General features: G+C 39.3%; 22 protein-coding genes. 21 read left to right on the plus strand and 1 reads right to left on the minus strand.

Annotated elements, in window-relative coordinates; genetic code table 11:
• Nucleotides 1-189 precede the first annotated feature (189 nt).
• The 13 genes from gpr (at nucleotide 190) to deoC (ending at nucleotide 15,260) form a co-directional block, all read left to right on the plus strand.
• Entirely contained in the window at nucleotides 190-1,314 is a 1,125-nt protein-coding gene (gene gpr / locus ABES02_RS18040) for a GPR endopeptidase (protein WP_430137824.1), read from the plus strand.
• A gap of 129 nt (nucleotides 1,315-1,443) precedes the next feature.
• Entirely contained in the window at nucleotides 1,444-2,640 is a 1,197-nt protein-coding gene (spoIIP, locus tag ABES02_RS18045) for a stage II sporulation protein P (RefSeq protein ID WP_430137827.1), read from the plus strand.
• Between the two features lie 18 nt (nucleotides 2,641-2,658).
• The gene (locus tag ABES02_RS18050; RefSeq protein WP_430137829.1) at nucleotides 2,659-2,976 is read left to right on the plus strand and encodes a DUF3679 domain-containing protein; all 318 of its coding nucleotides are present in this window, start codon (nucleotides 2,659-2,661) and stop codon (nucleotides 2,974-2,976) included.
• Between the two features lie 303 nt (nucleotides 2,977-3,279).
• Nucleotides 3,280-5,115, plus strand: a complete 1,836-nt coding sequence (gene lepA, locus ABES02_RS18055; RefSeq protein WP_430137832.1) for a translation elongation factor 4 — start codon at nucleotides 3,280-3,282, stop codon at nucleotides 5,113-5,115.
• 70 nt (nucleotides 5,116-5,185) lie between these two features.
• Entirely contained in the window at nucleotides 5,186-6,331 is a 1,146-nt protein-coding gene (hemW, locus tag ABES02_RS18060; RefSeq protein WP_430137835.1) for a radical SAM family heme chaperone HemW, read from the plus strand.
• Nucleotides 6,332-6,416: 85 nt separating this feature from the next.
• Nucleotides 6,417-7,448, plus strand: coding sequence for a heat-inducible transcriptional repressor HrcA (gene hrcA / locus ABES02_RS18065; RefSeq protein ID WP_430137885.1), 1,032 nt, complete (start codon nucleotides 6,417-6,419; stop codon nucleotides 7,446-7,448).
• A gap of 112 nt (nucleotides 7,449-7,560) precedes the next feature.
• Nucleotides 7,561-8,160: a nucleotide exchange factor GrpE gene (gene grpE / locus ABES02_RS18070; protein WP_430137837.1), complete on the plus strand. Its 600-nt coding sequence runs from the start codon at nucleotides 7,561-7,563 to the stop codon at nucleotides 8,158-8,160.
• A gap of 34 nt (nucleotides 8,161-8,194) precedes the next feature.
• The gene (gene dnaK, locus ABES02_RS18075) at nucleotides 8,195-10,030 is read left to right on the plus strand and encodes a molecular chaperone DnaK (protein WP_430137840.1); all 1,836 of its coding nucleotides are present in this window, start codon (nucleotides 8,195-8,197) and stop codon (nucleotides 10,028-10,030) included.
• Between the two features lie 125 nt (nucleotides 10,031-10,155).
• On the plus strand, nucleotides 10,156-11,289 hold the full coding sequence (gene dnaJ / locus ABES02_RS18080) for a molecular chaperone DnaJ (RefSeq protein WP_430137843.1): 1,134 nt from the start codon (nucleotides 10,156-10,158) through the stop codon (nucleotides 11,287-11,289).
• A gap of 17 nt (nucleotides 11,290-11,306) precedes the next feature.
• Complete coding sequence (prmA, locus tag ABES02_RS18085; RefSeq protein WP_430137846.1) at nucleotides 11,307-12,248, plus strand: 50S ribosomal protein L11 methyltransferase; 942 nt, start codon at nucleotides 11,307-11,309, stop codon at nucleotides 12,246-12,248.
• A gap of 100 nt (nucleotides 12,249-12,348) precedes the next feature.
• Nucleotides 12,349-13,098 carry a 16S rRNA (uracil(1498)-N(3))-methyltransferase gene (locus tag ABES02_RS18090; RefSeq protein WP_430137849.1) on the plus strand — a complete coding sequence of 250 codons (750 nt, stop codon included), beginning with the start codon at nucleotides 12,349-12,351 and terminating at the stop codon, nucleotides 13,096-13,098.
• Nucleotides 13,099-13,104: 6 nt separating this feature from the next.
• Entirely contained in the window at nucleotides 13,105-14,478 is a 1,374-nt protein-coding gene (gene mtaB, locus ABES02_RS18095; RefSeq protein WP_430137852.1) for a tRNA (N(6)-L-threonylcarbamoyladenosine(37)-C(2))-methylthiotransferase MtaB, read from the plus strand.
• A gap of 110 nt (nucleotides 14,479-14,588) precedes the next feature.
• Nucleotides 14,589-15,260 (plus strand): deoxyribose-phosphate aldolase, encoded by a 672-nt coding sequence (deoC, locus tag ABES02_RS18100; RefSeq protein ID WP_430137855.1) that lies wholly within the window; start codon nucleotides 14,589-14,591, stop codon nucleotides 15,258-15,260.
• A 22-nt stretch (nucleotides 15,261-15,282) separates the two neighbouring features.
• Here the strand turns inward: deoC and ABES02_RS18105 are convergent, their stop codons facing one another.
• Nucleotides 15,283-16,212, minus strand: coding sequence for a Na/Pi symporter (locus tag ABES02_RS18105; protein ID WP_430137858.1), 930 nt, complete (start codon nucleotides 16,210-16,212; stop codon nucleotides 15,283-15,285).
• Nucleotides 16,213-16,440: 228 nt separating this feature from the next.
• Between ABES02_RS18105 and rpsU the strand changes: the two genes are divergently transcribed.
• The 8 genes from rpsU to ABES02_RS18145 all read left to right on the plus strand — a co-directional run bounded on the left by rpsU (nucleotide 16,441) and on the right by ABES02_RS18145 (nucleotide 21,897).
• Complete coding sequence (rpsU, locus tag ABES02_RS18110) at nucleotides 16,441-16,614, plus strand: 30S ribosomal protein S21 (protein WP_007087607.1); 174 nt, start codon at nucleotides 16,441-16,443, stop codon at nucleotides 16,612-16,614.
• Nucleotides 16,615-16,628: 14 nt separating this feature from the next.
• Nucleotides 16,629-17,075: a GatB/YqeY domain-containing protein gene (locus ABES02_RS18115; protein ID WP_430137860.1), complete on the plus strand. Its 447-nt coding sequence runs from the start codon at nucleotides 16,629-16,631 to the stop codon at nucleotides 17,073-17,075.
• Nucleotides 17,076-17,202: 127 nt separating this feature from the next.
• Nucleotides 17,203-17,838: an NfeD family protein gene (locus ABES02_RS18120; RefSeq protein ID WP_430137863.1), complete on the plus strand. Its 636-nt coding sequence runs from the start codon at nucleotides 17,203-17,205 to the stop codon at nucleotides 17,836-17,838.
• 20 nt (nucleotides 17,839-17,858) lie between these two features.
• The gene (gene floA, locus ABES02_RS18125; protein ID WP_430137866.1) at nucleotides 17,859-18,848 is read left to right on the plus strand and encodes a flotillin-like protein FloA; all 990 of its coding nucleotides are present in this window, start codon (nucleotides 17,859-17,861) and stop codon (nucleotides 18,846-18,848) included.
• Between the two features lie 17 nt (nucleotides 18,849-18,865).
• Complete coding sequence (locus ABES02_RS18130) at nucleotides 18,866-19,348, plus strand: hypothetical protein (RefSeq protein ID WP_430137868.1); 483 nt, start codon at nucleotides 18,866-18,868, stop codon at nucleotides 19,346-19,348.
• 81 nt (nucleotides 19,349-19,429) lie between these two features.
• Nucleotides 19,430-19,732 carry a sporulation protein YqfC gene (gene yqfC / locus ABES02_RS18135; protein WP_430137871.1) on the plus strand — a complete coding sequence of 101 codons (303 nt, stop codon included), beginning with the start codon at nucleotides 19,430-19,432 and terminating at the stop codon, nucleotides 19,730-19,732.
• On the plus strand, nucleotides 19,729-20,928 hold the full coding sequence (gene yqfD / locus ABES02_RS18140; RefSeq protein WP_430137874.1) for a sporulation protein YqfD: 1,200 nt from the start codon (nucleotides 19,729-19,731) through the stop codon (nucleotides 20,926-20,928). The genes yqfC and yqfD overlap by 4 nt, the downstream gene beginning before the upstream one ends.
• Nucleotides 20,929-21,897, plus strand: a complete 969-nt coding sequence (locus ABES02_RS18145) for a PhoH family protein (RefSeq protein WP_430137877.1) — start codon at nucleotides 20,929-20,931, stop codon at nucleotides 21,895-21,897.
• Nucleotides 21,898-22,084: the final 187 nt, after the last annotated feature.

Consider the following 22,084-nt stretch of genomic DNA (forward strand, 5'->3'; position numbering starts at 1 on the left):
CTATATGAACTCGACTTTACATTCAATATTCATTATTCGCAACAAGAGATATTTTATCAAACGACAACCCATATTGCAATATAGAAATTAATCTAGTTCTTAGTTTACCCTGCATGTTTTATTAGAATTGGGGAAAAAATAGGAAATAGTTTCTATTTGAAGGGAATTTTTTGATAGGAGTGATTACATATGGGTGAGTCTGTCGATTTAAGTCAGTATTCTGTTCGAACAGATTTGGCAATTGAAGCAAGAGAAATGGTACTTGCTGGAAGAGGTGATTCCGTACAGCAAGAGGAAAACCTTTCGCAAATTGAAGGCGTCATTATCAAAGAAAAAGATGTAGATGATATAAAAATATCTTTAGTAGAAGTAACCAAACAAGGTGAAGAACAACTTGGGAAAAAGGCAGGCAGGTATTTAACACTTGAAGTGCAGGGGATTCGTCAACAAGACACAGAGGTACAGCAAAAGACTGAGCAGATTTTCGCTCGTGAATTCTCTCATTTTTTAGAAGGCTCAGGGATCAAGAAAGCTGACTCATGTCTTGTTGTCGGGCTGGGAAACTGGAATGTAACACCTGATGCCCTAGGACCGATGGTTTGTGAAAATCTCCTCGTAACACGTCACCTTTTCCAGCTCCAGCCAGAAAATGTCGAGGAAGGATATCGCTCTGTCAGTGCTTTATCACCAGGAGTTATGGGACTTACGGGAATCGAAACAAGCGATATCATTTTTGGAGTAGTGGAAAAAACGAAACCTGACTTTGTAATTGCCATAGATGCTCTCGCCTCTAGGTCAATCGAACGTGTAAATTCAACGATTCAAGTTTCGGATACGGGTATTCATCCAGGGTCAGGGGTAGGGAACAAGCGCAAGGAATTAAGTAAAGAGACATTGGGTATTCCTGTTATTGCAATTGGAGTTCCAACGGTAGTTGATGCGGTTTCGATTACAAGTGACACGATTGATTTTATTCTCAAACATTTTGGTAAAGAGCTTAAAGAAGGAAATCGTCCATCACGGTCACTTGCCCCGGCAGGAATGAGCTTTGGGGAAAAACGTAAGTTGACAGAAGAGGATTTGCCAGACGAAAAGCATCGAAAAACCTTCCTTGGCATGATTGGGACGCTCCCAGATGAAGAGAAAAGGAAGTTAATTTACGAAGTATTGGCCCCAATCGGCCATAATCTAATGGTTACCCCTAAAGAAGTTGACGTATTTATTGAAGATATGGCAAATTTGATTGCTAATGGATTGAATGCCTCTCTACACAGCGCAGTGGATCAGGGGAATGCAGGATATTATACAAAATAGAAGTTTTTTAGGAGCCAGGGATTTAACACTTGGCTCCTTCCATCTCAAATCTCTTAATTAAATAATTTGGTTCTATCACCTCTAGTATTTTCATAGGATTTACTAGAATCTGTTTTGCGAGGTGGAACCATGAAAACTAAATCTACAGGGACTTTTGTGATGGTGCAAGGGACAAGTTTGCTTAAAGCCGGTGCTGCACTGTTTTTATTTTTACTATTGATTTTCTCTATCAGTGGTTTGTTAACCTCGATAAAACCACAATATCGATTAATGTCGACTTCCGTTAACCAAGCAACCACCAAGGTAAATGGCGAACTGCTGTATCAATTAATGGGCTGGGAAAATCATCATTTTTTAAAGGTTGAAAATAATTGGGCAACGGCCCCTAAATTGACCAATTTAGTATTTAAGCTGTCTAGTAATATTAATTTGAATGACCCGAGAAGTCTACTTGGTCGTGAATTACCTGGCTTTTTTCAATTTGATGGACAAATTGTCGTTGCGGGTGAGGGGACGAATTATACGAATATGCCAATCGAATCGTCACCGCCAATCGAGATCATGAAAGCAGAACGCGAGGCAGCCTTACAAAATTTAGAGGGTCTGGACAAGCCTGATGATGCGAATCCTCCTCCAACACCAGGGCAGACTACAGGTGATAAAAAGGTAGTTTATCTATATTTTACACATAACCGGGAATCCTATTTACCATATCTTAAGGGTGTCACTAACCCGGATTTAGCCTATCATTCGCAGATAAACGTGACAAAAATTGGTGATCATTTAAAGACGAGTTTAGAGGATAGAGGTATAGGAACCTTTTTAGATAAAACGGATGTCCAGTCGAATCTAAATAAAAAGCATTTAGATTATACATTATCCTATCAGGAATCTCGGCCTATTGTTCAAACGGCTATGGCCTCTGATCGTGATTTACAATACTTTATCGATATTCATAGGGATGCAAGCCGCAAAGATAAATCAACAATAACCATTAACGGAAAATCATATGCAAAGCTTGCGTTTATTATCGGTGGTAAAAATCCGAACCATGAAAAGAATGAAAAATTGGCAAAAGAACTGCATGAGCGTTTAGATAAAAAATATAAGGGTTTAAGCCGGGGAGTTTTCGTGAAATATGGTGGAAATGCTGTCTATAATCAAAACCTTTCAGAAAATGCGATATTAATCGAATTTGGCGGTGTAGATAATACATTCGATGAATTAAACCGTTCTGCCGATGCGTTAGCGGACATCTTTAGTGAATATTTCTGGCAGGCTGAAAAAGTGAATCAGGATGTTGAGCAATCAACGAATAAACAATAGATGTAAGGGAGTACTCTGATGAAGATGTTCATGGTAAAAAGTTTTGCTATTGCGGCACTTATGTTTATCTCTGTTTTAGCAGGAATGCAATTAGCAAATGACGGCATCCATAAAATGAAAGGCTATGATGACCCCAGTTTCCAAAATGCTATTTCCATTGATGAGACAGATCATGCAACTTTTCTCGGAAATGATATTTCTAGTCATGATATTGAAGCAAAAAAGAAGAAGCTAGAGGAAATAAGCGCCTTTAACTTCTTTTCCTCAATGGGGAAGAAATTGTCGGACGGGCTCGCTGGTGCTTCTGGAAAGCTTATTAAGCAAATTACTGAATAAAACATGTGAGCGGTTCCTAATAGGAGCCGCTTTCCGCTTTTCGATTGTCTAGCTCCAGCGCCTAGGGGCACGGGGCCATAAGCCAATCCGTCAAAAAGGTTAAAAAAACAACCTTCTTGCCCGCTCGTCTTATGCCTGTCGCCCCTAGGAAAAAATGAACTGCTTTTTCCCTAGGAAAAAGTGAACTATTTTTTCCCTGGTCAAGGCGCTTCCGCTTTTCGAAATTCATTGAATCTTGAAAGTGGTGCTGATATAATCAAAAATAGTGTACATGTGCGAGTATAGTAGGAGTGAACGAACGACATGAACAGAGACGAAAGACTTAAAAGACAATCAAAAATTAGAAATTTCTCGATTATTGCCCATATTGATCATGGTAAATCAACCTTGGCGGATCGAATTTTAGAAAAGACAAATGCTCTTTCATCACGTGAAATGAAGGATCAGCTGTTGGATTCCATGGATCTTGAACGGGAACGCGGGATTACCATTAAATTAAACGCGGTTCAGCTTAAATACAACGCAAAAGATGGAGAAGAATATATATTCCATTTAATCGATACACCGGGACACGTCGATTTTACTTATGAGGTATCAAGGAGCCTTGCTGCCTGCGAAGGGGCGATTTTAGTTGTAGACGCAGCACAAGGAATAGAAGCACAGACACTAGCAAACGTATACCTTGCCCTCGATAACAACCTTGAAATTCTGCCAGTAATCAATAAAATTGACTTACCAAGTGCAGAACCTGAAAGGGTTCGCAATGAAATTGAAGAAGTAATTGGCTTAGATGCCTCCGAAGCAGTTTTGGCATCTGCTAAGGCAGGAATCGGAATTGAAGATATTCTTGAACAAGTGGTAAAGACTGTTCCAGCTCCAACAGGAGACCCTGAAGCACCATTAAAGGCACTAATTTTCGATTCATTATATGATGCATATCGCGGCGTTGTTGCCTATATCCGTGTCGTCGAAGGTACAGTAAAAGTTGGCGATAAGATTAAAATGATGGCCACTGGAAAAGAATTTGAAGTAAATGAAGTAGGAGTATTTACTCCTAAAGCAACATTACTTAATGAATTAACCGTTGGTGATGTTGGCTTTTTAACAGCATCGATTAAAAATGTCGGAGACACTCGTGTTGGTGATACGATTACCAATGCTAAAAATGGCACGACAGAACCGCTTCCAGGGTATCGAAAACTAAATCCAATGGTATACTGCGGACTATATCCAATTGATACAGCTAGATTTAATGATCTTCGTGAAGCCCTTGAAAAGCTTCAATTAAATGATTCAGCCCTTCAATTTGAACCGGAAACATCCCAAGCACTTGGTTTTGGTTTCCGCTGTGGTTTCCTTGGGCTTCTTCATATGGAAATCATTCAAGAACGAATTGAGCGCGAATTCAAAATAGACTTAATTACAACGGCACCAAGTGTTATTTATCACGTGCACATGACAGATGGAACTGAATTGAAGGTAGATAACCCGTCTAATTTGCCGGATCCTCAGAAAATTGATCGTGTAGAAGAGCCATATGTAAAAGCGACTATGATGGCGCCAAATGAATATGTTGGGGCGATTATGGAGCTTTGCCAATTAAAGCGTGGAATCTTTATTGATATGCAATATCAAGGTGAAAATCGGGTCAGCATTATTTATGAAATCCCATTGGCTGAAATTGTTTATGATTTCTTTGATCAATTGAAATCAGGCACACGGGGTTATGCCTCGTTCGATTATGAACTTATCGGTTATAAACCTTCAAAGTTGGTTAAAATGGATATATTGTTAAACGCTGAAAAAGTGGATGCCTTAAGCTTTATTGTTCATAATGATTTTGCTTATGAACGCGGCAAAGTTATTGTTGAAAAGCTAAAGGAATTAATTCCAAGGCAGCAGTTCGAGGTTCCTATTCAAGCTGCGATTGGACAAAAAATTGTTGCTCGTTCAACCATTAAAGCGATGCGTAAAAACGTACTTGCAAAATGTTACGGGGGAGATATTTCTCGTAAACGGAAGCTATTGGAAAAGCAAAAAGAAGGTAAAAAGCGGATGAAGCAGGTTGGTTCTGTTGAGGTTCCGCAGGAAGCCTTTATGGCCGTTCTGAAAATGGACGATAACAATACAAAAAAATAAACTTAAGCGGGAGGTCAGGACTAGCCAGTTAATTGGTGTTTCCTGCCTCTTTTTATTAGGAAGTGAAAACATGATTAAAGCAGCCTATCTTCATATCCCTTTTTGTGAGCATATCTGTCATTATTGCGATTTTAATAAAGTGTTTTTAAAAGGGCAGCCGGTTGATGATTATCTACTTGGACTTGAACGAGAAATGGAGATAACCCTTCGCCAATACAAGACAAATGAACTTGAAACCATTTTTGTCGGCGGCGGTACACCCACTTCATTAAATGAACAGCAACTTTTCCGGTTTTGTGAAAGTATTAATAATCATTTACCGAAAAGCTCAAACGTGGAATTTACCTTTGAAGCAAATCCAGGAGATTTATCAAAGGAGAAACTGCAAATATTAAGGGATGCAGGTGTAAATCGGCTAAGCCTTGGTGTCCAAACCTTTAATGAAAAATTACTCGAAAAAATTGGCCGTGTTCACCGGGCAAAAGACGTTTACCGATCAGTTGAAAATGCAAAATTGGCAGGTTTTGAAAATATCAGTATTGATCTTATTTTTAGTTTACCAACGCAAACAATTAACGACTTTAAGGAATCTTTGATTGAAGCTTTCTCATTGGATATAACCCATTATTCTGCCTATTCATTAATCATTGAACCCAAAACTGTTTTTTATAATTTACTAAAAAAAGGAAAACTGCCCACTCCTGGTGAAGACATAGAAGCAGCCATGTATGAAATGTTAATGGAAGAAATGGAAAAACACGGCTTTCATCAATATGAAATTAGCAATTTTTCAAAGCCTGGATATGAGAGCAAACATAATCTAACTTATTGGAATAATGAAGAATATTATGGTTTTGGAGCGGGTGCCCATAGTTATCTTAATGGCACGAGAAGGTCAAATGTGGGTCCCTTGAAAAAATATATCGATCACATTACAAAAGGTGAACTACCTGTGCTTGAAGAGCATCAGGTGACCATGGCGGAACAAATGGAAGAAGAAATGTTTTTAGGACTGCGTAAAACAGCGGGAATTTCGATTTCACATTTTATCGATAAATTTGACCGCGATCCTTTAAAAATATTTAAACATCAGCTTGAAGACCTGGCTATAAAACAATGGATAGTAATCACCGATGATCATATATATTTAACTAAAAAGGGACGTCTTTTAGGAAATGAAGTTTTTCAGGTCTTTTTAGGTGTATGTGATGTGTAATGATTGACATCATCCCCCCTTTTTTGATAATTTATTAATATAATTAGCACTCGGTAACTAGGAGTGCTAACAGAGGTGATGAATGTTGTTAACAGATCGTCAATTGTTAATTCTTCAAGTTATAGTTGATGACTTTATTCGATCTGCACAACCTGTCGGCTCAAGAAGTCTGTCGAAAAAGGAGGAAATCTCCTTTAGTTCAGCAACCATTCGCAATGAAATGGCCGACCTTGAAGAAATGGGGTATATTGAAAAAACGCATACCTCATCAGGGCGTGTACCTTCTGAAAAAGGTTATCGATACTATGTGGATCATTTACTTTCACCTCAAGTTTTAAATCAGCAAGATATATCCATTATTCAATCGATTTTTGCTGAGAAAATTTTTGAGTTTGAAAAAATTATTCAAAGATCTGCTAAAATCTTATCGGAACTAACCAATTATACATCAATCGTATTGGGCCCGGCAGTTAGTATTAATAGGTTAAAAAAGATCCAAATCATTCCGTTAAACAAAGAAACCGCTGTAGCTATTTTTGTTACGGACACAGGACATGTTGAGAACCGCTCGTTTTCTTTACCGCCATCCATAGATGCAAGTGATTTGGAAAAAACGGTAAATATCTTAAACGATCGTTTAGAGGGAGTTTCTTTAGAAGATCTTAACGATAAGATTTATAAAGAAGTTGCTTTTCTGCTTAGACAACATATCCAAAATTATGATTTGATGCTTCATACCATTGGAGAAAGTTTTAGAATGCCAACAAACGAAAAGCTTTTCTTCGGCGGAAAAACCAATATGTTAAGCCAGCCTGAGTTTCATGATATTGCAAAGATCCGCAGTCTTTTAACCATGATTGATCAAGAAGAGTGGATTTACAATTTAATAAGAAAGAATTCGACCGGCATTAATGTCAAAATCGGTACGGAAAATAAAATTAGTGCCATGGATAACTGCAGCTTAATTACGGCTTCTTATACTGTAGGAGTTGAAAATATAGGGACGATTGCCATCCTTGGTCCAACCCGAATGGAATATTCCCGTGTCATCAGCCTGCTACAATTATTAAGCCATGATTTATCAGAAGTCTTTACAAAGCTGTATCAAAATAATTAGCACTGGTCATATTGAGTAAGGGTGAAATGCCTGTTTATTTCACCCCCTTTTCTATGGAAATGTATGTATTTTATAGTAGATTGTGAGCAATGCTTTAAGGGAGGTGAGTAAGTTGACGAATGAAAAAAACAATACCATGAATGAAGAAGTTGTTGAACAAGTAAATGAGAATGTTGAACTTACTGAAGAAGAAGTGGCTGAGCCAGTTTTTGCTGAAGCAGAAAATGCTGAACAAGCTGATGCAAATCCTCTAGAGGAACAGCTTCAAGAAATTCAAATGCTTCAGGAAAAGTTGGACGCTGCCGATAACCGTTATTTAAGGTTGCAAGCAGATTTTGATAACTTCCGTCGCCGTACTAGACTTGATCAGGAGGCGAGTGAAAAATATAGAGCACAAAAATTAATTACAGATTTACTACCTGCTTTAGATAACTTTGAAAGAGCTATGAAAGTGGAAGCTGATAACGACCAAACAAAATCTCTGCTGCAAGGTATGGAGATGGTTTATCGCAGTTTGGTAGATGCCTTAAACAAAGAGGGTGTTGAACCCATTGAAGCGGTAGGAAAAGAATTTGATCCTCATCAGCACCAGGCTGTCATGCAGGGCGAGGATGAAAATTACGGCTCCAATATTGTCACAGAGGAATATCAAAAAGGTTATCTTTTAAAAGATAGAGTCATCCGACCATCAATGGTTAAAGTTAATCAATAAAAACTTTACATATTTTATCTAGGAGGAAAAGGCAATGAGTAAAATTATCGGTATTGACCTTGGTACAACAAACTCATGTGTTTCTGTACTTGAAGGCGGAGAGCCAAAAGTTATCCCAAATCCAGAAGGAAACCGTACAACTCCTTCCGTAGTTGCATTTAAAAATGGCGAACGTCAAGTTGGGGAAGTGGCAAAACGTCAGGCGATTACAAATCCAAACACAATTATTTCGATTAAACGCCATATGGGCACTGATTACAAAGTAGAGGTTGAAGGTAAAAACTATACTCCTCAAGAGCTTTCTGCCGCTATTCTTCAATATTTAAAGTCATATGCAGAAGACTATCTCGGCGAACCGGTGACTAAGGCAGTTATTACGGTACCAGCCTACTTTAATGATGCCGAACGCCAAGCAACAAAGGATGCAGGCAGAATTGCTGGTCTTGAAGTTGAACGGATTATCAATGAACCAACAGCGGCTGCGCTTGCTTACGGTTTAGACAAAACAGACCAAGACCAAACTATCCTAGTATACGACCTTGGCGGCGGTACCTTTGACGTTTCCATCCTGGAACTTGGTGACGGGGTGTTTGAAGTAAAATCAACAGCAGGCGATAATCGTCTCGGCGGAGATGATTTTGACCAAATTATCATTGATTATTTAGTTGAGCAGTTCAAAAAAGAAAATGGCATTGATCTTTCTCAAGATAAAATGGCATTGCAACGTTTAAAGGATGCAGCTGAAAAAGCCAAAAAAGACCTTTCAGGTGTAACTTCAACGCAAATTTCCTTACCTTTTATCACGGCGGGTCCTGCTGGTCCACTTCATCTTGAAGTAAGCATGTCACGTGCTAAATTTGAAGAGCTATCAGCTCATTTAGTAGAACGCACTATGGGGCCAACACGTCAAGCTCTAAGTGATGCTGGCTTAACGCCATCACAAATCGATAAAGTAATCCTTGTTGGTGGTTCTACCCGTATTCCGGCTGTACAAGAAGCTATTAAAAAGGCGACTGGACAAGAACCGCACCGCGGCGTAAATCCTGATGAAGTAGTTGCCATGGGTGCAGCGATTCAAGGCGGTGTTATCACTGGTGATGTTAAAGATGTTGTATTACTTGACGTAACACCACTTTCACTTGGTATTGAAACCATGGGTGGCGTATTTACAAAGCTAATTGATCGTAATACAACCATTCCTACTTCTAAATCGCAGGTTTTCTCAACTGCTGCTGATAACCAACCGGCTGTCGATATCCATGTTCTTCAAGGGGAACGCCCAATGGCAGCGAATAATAAAACATTAGGACGCTTCCAGTTGTCAGATATTCCACCAGCACCACGTGGAATTCCGCAAATTGAGGTTACTTTTGATATCGATAAAAACGGTATTGTAAACGTTCGTGCGAAAGACCTTGGCACAAATAAAGAACAACAAATTACCATTAAATCATCAACTGGTCTTTCTGATGAAGAAATCCAAAAAATGGTTAGAGAAGCAGAAGATAATGCTGAAGCTGATAAGCAGCGTAAAGAAGAAGTGGAGCTTCGCAATGAAGCAGACCAACTCGTCTTTACAACTGAAAAAACTTTAAAAGACCTTGAAGGTAAGGTCGATGCGGCTGAAGTTGCTAAAGCAAACGAAGCAAAAGATGCTTTAAAACAAGCAATTGAAAAAAATGATCTTAATGAAATCCGTACTAAAAAGGATGCTCTTCAAGAAATCGTTCAAGCTTTGACAGTTAAGCTATATGAGCAGGCAGCACAAGCGCAGCAAGCAGCGCAAGGCGGCCAAGAGGCAGGCAGCACAGCAGGCAAAAACGACAATGTTGTTGATGCAGAATTTGAAGAAGTAAAAGACGAAAAGTAAGAGCAATTAGCAATTCACTAACGAAAAAGTCAAAGTCAGGAACGTGGCTTTGGCTTTTTTATTGCAAAGTACTTCTACGCGGTGTTAGAATAATCTTTATGTGAAAGAATTCGGGAGTGGTAATCATGAGCAAACGGGATTACTATGAAGTGCTTGGTGTAAGTAAGAGCGCTTCAAAGGATGAAATAAAAAAAGCATATCGAAAGCTATCAAAACAATATCATCCGGATATTAATAAAGAAGCGGATGCTGCTGATAAATTTAAAGAAATAGCTGAAGCATATGAAGTCTTAAGTGATGATCAGAAAAAGGCACATTATGACCAGTTCGGTCATACCGATCCAAACCAAGGTTTTGGCGGCGGCGGAGATTTCGGCGGCGGCTTTGGAGGATTTGAAGATATTTTTAACACCTTTTTTGGCGGTGGCGGAGGCGGCTCGAGAAGACGTGATCCAAATGCACCAAGACAAGGGGCAGATCTGCAATATACAATGACAATTTCATTTGAAGAAGCAGCATTTGGAAAAGAAACTGACATTGAAATTCCGCGTGAGGAAACATGCGGTACTTGCAGCGGTTCAGGGGCAAAGCCGGGAACCAAGGCAGAAACGTGTAAGCATTGCCAAGGTTCAGGACAATTAAACGTCGAGCAGAATACTCCTTTCGGACGGATTGTGAATCGTCGTACATGCCATTACTGTAATGGAACTGGTAAAGAAATTAAACATAAATGTTCAACCTGTGGTGGCTCAGGAAAAGTGAAAAAACGCAAAAAAATCCATGTGAAAATTCCTGCTGGTATTGATGATGGTCAGCAGTTAAGAATGTCTGGGCAAGGGGAAGCAGGTATTAATGGAGGTCCTGCGGGAGATCTTTATGTTGTCTTCCATGTTCTTCAGCATGAATTTTTTGAAAGAGATGGCGATGATATTTATTGTGAGATGCCAATTACATTCGTGCAGGCTACATTAGGGGATGAAATTGAAGTCCCAACCTTGCATGGCAAGGTGAAGCTGAAGGTTCCTGCTGGAACGCAAACGGAAACAAGATTCCGCTTAAAAGGTAAAGGGGTTCCAAATGTTCGTGGATATGGTGTGGGTGATCAGCATATTCAAGTGCGAGTTATAACTCCAACAAAGCTTAATGATAAACAAAAGCAGGTATTGCGCGAATTTGCAGAAGCCAGTGGTTCAGCACCAATAGGTGAACATGAAGAAAGCTTTTTTTCAAAAGTAAAACGTGCCTTTAAAGGCGAGTAAGGATTGGAGTTGGTAGAATGAAGTGGTCAGAAATTAGCATCCACACAACAAATGAAGCGATCGAACCTATTTCACATATTCTGCATGAAGCTGGAGCTAGCGGTGTAGTGATAGAAGATCCATTTGAGTTAACGAAGGAACGGGAAGATCAATTCGGTGAAATCTACCAACTCAATCCCGATGATTACCCAGAGGAAGGTGTTATGGTAAAAGCATACCTTCCGGTGAACAGCTTCCTCGGTGAAACAGTCGAAGCCATCAAAGAATCGATTAATAATTTAATTATTTATGATATCGATTTAGGATTAAACAGGGTCACAATCAGTGAAGTCAATGAAGAGGAATGGGCAACAGCTTGGAAAAAGTATTATAATCCAGTAAAAATTTCTGAGAAATTTACGATTGTCCCTACGTGGGAAATCTATGAACCAGTAAGCAGTGATGAATTAATCATTGAATTGGATCCAGGTATGGCATTTGGAACAGGCACGCATCCGACAACGGTAATGTGTATTCAAGCGCTTGAACGGACCGTCCGCCCTGGTGACCGGGTTATCGATGTGGGAACAGGATCAGGTGTTTTAAGTATTGCTGCGGCCCAGCTTGGTGCTGAAGATGTCAGAGCTTATGATTTAGATGAAGTGGCTGTAACCCAAGCGAAATTAAATATTAAGCTTAATAAAGTCCATGATAAAATAACCATTTCACAGAACAATCTGCTTGATGGGGTTACGGAGAACTCAGCAGATGTCGTTGTTGCGAATATTTTAGCTGAAGTGATTTTACGATTTACAGATGATGTTGCCCGTGTTGTAAAGCCTGGCGGATCATTCATTGCATCGGGAATCATTCAACAGAAGAAAGATTTGGTTAAAGAAGCCATTATGAATGCAGGCTTTGAAATTTCAGAAACCATTCTTATGGAAGATTGGGTTGCCATTATCGCAAAAAGGAAATAACTATTTAGAGAAAGGGGAGTTATCCCCTTTTTTTCTGCTTTCAAAATGAACTAACTTTTAGTAAAATAAGGCGTAAAATGTTTTAGAGAGGGTGCATCGTGTGCAACGCTACTTTGTTAAAAAGCGAACAAATGAAGACCGTTTTTTGATTGATGCTGAAGACCGCCACCATATGATTAAGGTCATGCGCATGGAAATTGGTGAAAAAATCATTTGTGTCGACCCGGATGGTCATTCCGCCATCTGTAAAATTGCAGAAATTACCGATGAAAGAGTCGTTGCAGACGTTGTACAATGGAAAATGGAGATTTCTGAGCTTCCGATTTCAATTACAATTGCCAGTGGACTGCCAAAAGGGGACAAGCTTGAGTGGATTATCCAAAAAGGAACTGAATTAGGCGCACATCAGTTCTTACCCTTTTCCGCCGCCCGCTCTGTAGTGAAATGGGACGAAAAAAAAGCAGCAAAGAAGATAGAGAGATGGCAAAAAATTGCTAAAGAAGCTGCCGAACAATCGCATCGAAATTTTGTGCCCCAAGTGGCTAGTCCGATAAATTTCAAAGCTTTGCTAGAAAAAAGTAAGGATTTTCATTATAAATTAGCTGCCTTTGAAGATGAGAGCAGAAGTGGAGAAACTTCTACTTTTTCTGCAACACTTCAAAAAATGCAAAAAGGTGAATCCCTCCTGATCGTGTTTGGTCCTGAAGGAGGATTATCGGAAGTTGAGGTCAATGCTTTTAATGAGCATGGTTTTGGCCTGTGCGGATTAGGCCCGCGAATATTAAGAACGGAAACTGCGCCGTTATATGCGCTTGCGGCGATTTCCTATCATTTTGAATTATTGAGGTGAAATTAAATGCCAACAGTAGCGTTTCATACACTTGGATGTAAAGTAAACCATTATGAAACTGAAGCAATCTGGCAGTTATTTAAGCAAGAAGGCTATGACCGGGTTGAGTTTGAATCAATCTCAGACGTTTATATTATAAATACATGTACCGTTACAAACACAGGAGATAAAAAAAGCCGTCAGGTGATTAGACGGGCAGTCCGCAAAAATCCTGATGCTGTTATTTGTGTAACAGGCTGCTATGCACAAACTTCTCCTGCTGAAATTATGGCAATCCCCGGTGTTGACATTGTAGTGGGCACTCAGGATCGTGTAAAAATGCTTGATTACATTAAGCAATATAAACAAGAGCGCCAGCCGATTAATGGTGTAGGTAATATTATGAAAAACCGTGTCTACGAGGAACTTGATGTTCCGGCGTTTACGGACCGAACTCGTGCTTCCTTAAAGATACAAGAAGGGTGCAATAACTTTTGTACCTTCTGTATTATTCCTTGGGCTCGCGGCCTAATGAGATCTCGTGATCCGAAAGAAGTCATTCGTCAGGCACAGCAGCTTGTAGATGCTGGCTATAAGGAAATTGTCCTTACTGGTATTCATACAGGCGGCTATGGTGAAGACATGAAGGATTACAATCTTGCCTCCTTGCTCCATGATTTGGAAGCAGAAGTAAAAGGGCTTGAGCGACTTCGTATTTCTTCCATTGAAGCAAGTCAGATAACTGATGAAGTTATTGAGGTAATCAAGCATTCCAATATTATTGTCCGTCATTTGCATATTCCAATTCAATCAGGCTCTAATACTGTTCTAAAAAGAATGCGCCGTAAGTATACGATGGAATTCTTTGGCGAAAGATTGGACCGCCTAAAAGAAGTACTTCCTGGATTGGCGGTTACTTCTGATGTTATTGTTGGTTTCCCTGGTGAGACTGAGGAAGAATTTATGGAGACTTACAATTTTATTAATGAACATAAATTCTCGGAATTGCATGTATTCCCATATTCGAAACGCACAGGTACACCTGCTGCCCGGATGGACGAGCAAGTGGATGAAGATATAAAAAATGAACGTGTCCACCGCTTAATATCCCTTTCAGACCAACTGGCTAAAGAATATGCCTCTCAATTTGAAGGCGAAGTATTGGAAGTTATTCCAGAAGAAGAATTTAAAGAAGAAGGCAGTACAGGTCTATTTGTTGGTTATACGGATAATTATTTGAAGGTGGTTTTCCCGGCGACAGAAGATATGATTGGAAAAATCGTTAAAGTGAAAATTACAAAGGCTGGTTATCCATACAATGAAGGGCAATTTGTTCGTGTTGTCGAAGACTCTAGAACGGTCAAAGAAGAAATATTTACAAATAAAGAAGCAGCAATTTAGGACCTATTTGGGTCCTTTTTTTATTTTGTTCCGGGCATACTAATCACAGCAGCAAATGCATCTTATCCACTTAAGTTTTATTAGTTTTTTTATTGGAGGGATCTTGAAAAATGGCGATTAATGTTGCTGCAATGATTGACCACACCTTACTAAAGCCTGAGGCGACAAAAGAGCAAATTGAAACGCTTTGCCAAGAGGCAAAGGAGAATCAATTCTTCTCCGTTTGTGTCAATCCCACATGGGTTAGTGCTGCTAAAGAATTATTGAAGGGCAGTAGTGTGAAGGTTTGTACTGTAATTGGCTTTCCACTAGGGGCATCCACTTTGGAAACAAAAGCATTTGAAACAAAAAACGCCATTGAAAATGGTGCTGAAGAAGTGGATACTGTCATTAATATAGGTGCCTTAAAAGATCATAATGATGTATTAGTGGAAAACGATATTCGCGCAGTTGTAGACACCGCGAAAGGTAAGGCACTTACGAAAGTAATCATTGAAGCAAGTCTTTTAACAAATGATGAAAAAATTCGTGCTTGCGAGTTAGCAGTAAAAGCAGGTGCAGATTATGTAAAAACCTCAACCGGATTTTCCACTGGAGGCGCAACATTTGAGGACATTGCCTTAATGCGGAAGACGGTTGGCCCCAATATCGGCGTAAAGGCTTCTGGTGGTGTCCGAAGTACAGAGGATGCTCAGAGGATGATTGAGGCCGGTGCTTCAAGAATTGGAGCAAGCTCAAGTGTTGCGATTATTAATGGACTAAAGGTAACTGCAGATTATTAAAAAAGACGGCCAGTTGGCCGTCTTATTTTGTGGGCTTTTTATCGTGTAAAAATAAAATCATTTCACCAAATCTTGTTGCAAAAGGCAGAATCAGCAATGAGGTCACCACATTGAAGATCACACTAATATGCGCTAATTGAACATCTACTCTACTTGCAAGTATTGAGGCATTATCCGTTAGAATTGGAATAATAGGGATAAAAAGCAGGACTCCAAATACATTAAGCCAGACATGAGCGAATGCTGCCAATCTGGACTCCTTCCCGCCGCCAATGGAGGCAATAATGGCTGTGATACATGTTCCAATATTGGCACCAAGGACAATTGCAATTCCTGCATCCAAATGAAGACCAGCAGTTAAAAATCCCATCGCAATTCCTGTCATCGCCGTACTTGACTGAATAATGGCTGTCAAAATGGTTCCAGTTACTAGGCTTAATAAGATGTTGTCATTTATTGAAAGGATAAATTTATTAATGAATTCCATTTCAGTTAGTGGATGTGCTAATAATTCAAACCCTTTCATAGCTGTAAAAACAGATGCTATTCCAAATAAAAGCATCCCTATGCTTCTTGCTTTCTTGTTCTTGAATAAAATCAGAATCGCCCCACTGACAGCTAACGGAGCAAGAATGGCATCTAAATTAAACGTAATTAATTCTGTTTTAAAGGTCGTGCCGATATTAGTACCGAGAATAATTCCAATCGACTGAGGAAAAGTCATTATTCTTGCGGAAATTAATCCGATGGTGATTACCATTACGGCTGAGCTGCTTTGAAGTAAGGCAGTAACAAATGTCCCAGTCAACATTCCTTTTAACGGTGAACTAGTTAGCCTTGTCAGCCATGTTTTTAATTTATTTGCTGACAAATTAAATAAGCCGAACCTAATAATGGTCATTCCAAAAATAAATAATAAAATGCAAAGGACAAATAATATTATGTATAGCATGTCTCCCGGCCCCCTTCCTTCATTGTATGGTCGGTGTGAAAGGGACATGCCATTTTAAAAAGAAATTTAAGGCGGGATATAATAAAATTGCCTTAAACATGCATAAAAAAGTAAAAAGTATATTTTTACGCTGCGAATTTCAGTTGACCTTGTTTCAAGGTTATATTATAATTGCAAGGTACATGGATTGAATGTTAGTGTGTTGTGTTTCGGAGGGAGGGAAAGAGAATGTCTAAAACCGTCGTTCGTAAAAACGAATCGCTTGAAGATGCTCTTCGTCGCTTCAAACGTACAGTATCAAAAACTGGTACTTTGCAAGAGGCAAGAAAGCGCGAATTCTACGAAAAGCCAAGTGTAAAACGTAAGAAAAAGTCTGAAGCAGCAAGAAAACGTAAGTTTTAAGAGAGGGTGTAATCATGAGTCTTCTCGAGCGTTTAAATAATGACATGAAACAAGCGATGAAAAGCAAGGAAAAAGACAAACTCTCTGTTATTCGGATGGTTAAATCTTCATTGCAAAATGAAGCCATTAAGCTTGGAGTAAAAGAATTATCCGAAGATGTGGAGTTAACGGTCCTTTCTCGCGAAGTAAAACAACGCAAAGACTCCCTCCATGAATTTGATAAAGCAGGCCGTGCGGATCTAGTTGAAAAATTGCGCACTGAACTCTCGATTGTCGAGCTGTATTTACCAAAACAGCTTTCAGAAGAAGAGCTGTCAGATATTGTTGCTCAAACTATTTCAGAAGTCGGCGCAAAATCAAAAGCGGATATGGGAAAAGTGATGTCTGCCATTATGCCTAAAGTGAAGGGCAAAGCAGATGGATCACTTGTAAATAAATTTGTACAACAACACCTTTCATAGTATTCTGACACCAGGACCACGGGCTGAAGCGCTTGTGGTCTTTTTATTTTTATTTAAAAGTGAAACTTTACTTTCTTACATACGTATTGATTAGTATCGGCTATACAGAAAGAAAGGGGGCATTGGTATGATTGAATTTCTTACTGACCCGATTATTGTGACTGTTCTCTTAACGATAGCGGGAGTTGGAATAGTCGTGGAGCTTTTTTCAGCGAAGTTTGGAGTCGCTGGATTTATTGGTGTATTGGCACTTTTAATATTCTTTTATGCCCATTTTCAAGCGGGACTTGCTGGATTTGGAACATTAGCCCTATTCGTTGCAGGAATTCTCCTAATCTTTTTAGAATTTTTCTTGCCTGGTGCCATTTCAGGTACATTGGGGCTCGCTGCTTTAATTTTAAGCCTTTTTTTAGCTGGGGAAGACGCAATGCAAATGGGAGTCTCCATCTTGATTGCCATTTTTATTTCAATTGTCATTTTCTTTTTAATGATAAAAGTCTTTGGCAAAAAACTTATCCTTTTTAGTAAGATGGTTTTGACAGAGTCAGCTAGAAAAGAAGATGGATATGTCTCTAATATTAATCGAACTGATTTACTTGGTAAGGAGGGTATCGCCCTTACCACACTACGGCCTGCAGGAACAGCCATAATCCAAAATGAAAGAATTGATGTGGTGAGTGAAGGAGGCTATATTGAACAAAATGCCAGCATTAAAGTAATCAAGGTTGAAGGGGCTCGGATTGTAGTCAGAGAAATAGAATAATATTTGGGGAGGTTATGAATATGTTTACGAATGGAACAATCTTTATTATTGCTCTTGTTGTTGTGGCCTTAATATTTTTAGGAATATTATTATCCTTTGTACCTGTAATGCTTTGGGTTTCAGCACTTGCAGCAGGCGTAAGAATTAATATTTTCACATTAGTTGGAATGAGACTGAGAAGAGTAACACCCAGCAGGGTAGTCAATCCACTTATTAAAGCGCATAAGGCTGGTTTAAATGTAACCACCAATCAGTTGGAAAGCCATTATCTTGCCGGCGGTAATGTTGACCGTGTGGTAAATGCACTGATTGCAGCACACCGTGCAAATATTGAATTATCCTTTGAACGCTGTGCCGCTATCGACCTTGCTGGACGTGACGTATTAGAAGCTGTGCAAATGAGTGTTAATCCAAAGGTTATCGAAACTCCTTTTATTGCTGGGGTGGCGATGAATGGGATTGAAGTAAAAGCAAAAGCGAGAATCACGGTTCGTGCCAATATTGAACGTCTTGTCGGTGGTGCTGGTGAAGAAACGGTTGTAGCCCGTGTTGGCGAAGGGGTTGTATCAACCATCGGATCTTCGGATAGCCATAGCAAGGTTTTGGAAAATCCTGACTTAATCTCGCAAACGGTTCTTTCTAAAGGGCTTGATGCCGGAACGGCCTTTGAGATCCTTTCGATTGATATCGCGGATGTAGATATCGGTAAAAACATTGGTGCTGAACTGCAAACAGAACAGGCCGAAGCAGATAAGAAAATTGCCCAGGCTAAAGCAGAAGAGCGCAGAGCAATGGCTGTCGCTCAGGAGCAGGAAATGAAAGCTAAGGTTCAAGAAATGAGAGCAAAAGTGGTTGAAGCGGAAGCAGAGGTACCGCTTGCTATGGCTGAAGCCCTTAAATCAGGAAATATCGGTGTGATGGACTATATGAACATTAAAAATATTTCAGCCGATACTGATATGAGAGGCTCGATTGGAAAAATAACAGGCGAGAAAAAAGACGGCCGCTAGAACAAGGAGACGGTAGTATGGAAACGGTAGTTTTCTTGATTATTATTGGGATTCTCTCCACGATATTTGGTAGGAATAAAGGAAAAAAACTGCCCCCAAAAAATAAACCCTTATCTTTGAATACTTTTGAGGAGCTAAAAAAAATATTCCAAAATGTAACTGACAGTCAGCACCCGCAGCTAAGAAAGCCATCTGTACAAACGAAAATAGAGTCCCAGCCGTCCACCAGAAAGCAAGACCTAGAAAAGAAGTATCTACAAATTAAACAGGATTCAGAGACAGTACAAAATGGCTTTACGAGCCCTGTCAATTCAAGCATACAAAAACTAGATAAACATAAAGACCCAATATCTTCAACTTCAAGTGATTATGAAGTCCTTGTCTCTGAAGCACCGGATGCCAATACATTAATAAACGGTATTATTTGGTCTGAAATCCTTGGGGAACCGCGATCGAGGAAGCCGTATTTTCCTAGGAAAAGACAGGTTGAATCAGAATAAAACAATCTAACTGAATGGAAAAAGATGTGCTAGAACCACCCTTCGTTTCATAAATATGAGATGAAAGGGGGTTCTTTTTTTATGGCAAAAAAATGGGGCCAAAGAGTCCGAAATTGGATGGCTAATAAAATGGATCTTCCTCAAGATGTCATGATGGATTTACCCCGCATAACCATGATTGGACAAATTCATATATATATTGAAAATCATCGAGGTCTTTTGGCGTTTACAGACAAAGAACTCCGTCTGCTTCTGAAGCAGGGACAAATATTGATAAAAGGGAAATCCTTTGTTATTAAAACCATTTTACCTGAAGAGATATTACTGGAAGGGAAAATTGATCAAGTCATATATTTAACAGAAAATCCGGGAGGAACACAATGAAAAACCAGTGGATTGAATTTATATTTGGCAAAGTTACTGTAAAAGTTTCGGGAAAAGGAATTGAGCGCTTTTTAAACGTCCTAACAAGAAACGGACTGCAAATTTGGAATGTAAAAAGGCATGGAACAGAAACCATTACCTTTAAAATGAGGCTGAAGGATGCCAAAAATATTAGACATTTTGCAAGAAAAAGTGAGTGTTCCATTTCCTTCTTACAAAGAAGTGGAGTGCCCTTTTTAATTAAACGCTTGTTTAAAAACAGTGGATTTTTAATAGGGGCAGGCATTTTTCTTTTCATCCTTATGCTCTTATCCAATGTTATTTGGGGAATTGAGATTAAAGGTGCTAAACCAGCAACCGAGTATAAGATTCGTAAAGAATTAGACAAGATGGGTGTAAAAATAGGAAAGCTTCAATTTTTTGTAGACAATGTTGAAGGGATTCAAAGAAGGTTAACCAATAACGTTGGTGACCTTACATGGGTTGGTGTGGAGTTAAACGGGACAACCTACCATCTGCAAGTGGTGGAAAAAAATGAACCAAAGAAGCAGGAACAATTATCCCCACAGAATCTGATCGCAAAAAAGAAAGCAATTATTGTTCGAATGAATGTTGATTACGGTCAAAAGGCTGTGGACATCAATGACCATGTGGAACCAGGACAATTACTGGTATCTGGTGTTATCGGACAAGATGGTTTAAAACCTGAATTGGTTTCTGCACAAGGTGAGATTTGGGGGGAAACATGGTATAAAAGCCATGTTGAACTTCCATTTAAAACAAACTTCAAGGTATTTAATGGAAAAGAAAAGCAGAAGTATTCCCTATCAATTGGAAAGGTAGAAATACCGATTTGGGGCTTTGGAAAACACGGTTTCAAAGAATTCGAAACGGAAAGGAATGTTCATCAAATCCATTTCTTAAAGTGGGATCTACCAATTTCCTATATTCATAAAACAATTCGCGAACGTGAAGAATTTACACGGACGTATACAAATAAAGAGGCGGAACAAAATGCGTTAGACCTGGCTAAAAAGCAAATAAAAAGCCAATTAGATGAAGATGCTATCATCAAAGATGAAAAAATTTTACACAAAGCATTTAAAAATGGTAAGGTTATACTAGATATCCATTTTAAGATAATAGAAAACATTGCAGTCGGACAACCGATATCTGATATCCAAGGAGACTCATGAATGACAGAGAAATTAACAACGATCAATGTACGGCTTGAAAATCCGGCAGAAGCGATTACGCTGCTAGGAAATGCTGATCAAAATTTAAAAATCATTGAGCAGGAACTTGGCGTTTCTATCATCACAAGAGGTGAATCAGTAAGCTTATCAGGTGATGAAGACAAGGTCTCTCTAGCCGGACAAATTTTGGATCGATTAATGTTTGTCATCCGAAAGGGAATAAATATAAGCCAGCGAGATGTGATCTATGCCATTCAAATGGCTAACAAAGGAACGCTTGATTATTTTGTAAATTTATATGATGAAGAAATAGCGAAAAATGTAAAAGGAAAAACAATAAGAATTAAAACGCTTGGTCAGAGACAATACGTGATGGCTATCAAGAAAAATGATTTGGTGTTTGGGATTGGACCTGCAGGAACAGGTAAAACCTATCTTGCGGTTGTTATGGCGGTAAATGCACTTAAAAATGGACAGGTTAATAAAATCATTTTAACAAGGCCTGCTGTTGAGGCAGGGGAGAGCCTTGGTTTCCTTCCTGGGGATTTAAAAGAGAAAGTGGACCCATACTTAAGGCCACTGTACGATGCCCTGCATGACGTATTAGGGGCAGAACATACTCAACGGTTAATTGAGCGTGGTACAATCGAAATTGCCCCTTTAGCCTATATGAGAGGGCGTACATTGGATGATGCATTTGTTATTTTAGATGAGGCTCAAAATACAACCCATGCTCAAATGAAAATGTTTTTAACCAGACTTGGATTTGGTTCAAAAATGGTCATTACAGGTGATCAAACTCAAATCGATTTGCCAAAAGGTGCAAAATCAGGCTTAATCATGGCAGAAGAAATCCTGCAAAATGTGACCGGTCTTTCCTTTGTCTTTTTAGAGCAAAGTGACGTGGTCCGTCATCCACTTGTTGCAAAGATCATTAACGCCTATGAAAAAAAGGCAAAACAAAATTAATTCCACTTCATTTAAAGGGATGCACCGGATCATGGTTAATCCCTTTTTTTGTTATTAGCTATGTTAAAGAACATTGTTGATTATTTAAGCTCGTTGATTGGAGCAAAGGCGCGAAGACTCCTGCGGGAGTACGGGGTAGGGGAGACCCCGCAGGAGCGAAGCGACGAGGAGGCTCCCCAGCACGCCC

It is taken from the genome of Neobacillus pocheonensis (genome assembly GCF_050477905.1).
GTDB lineage: Bacteria > Bacillota > Bacilli > Bacillales > Cytobacillaceae > Neobacillus > Neobacillus pocheonensis_A.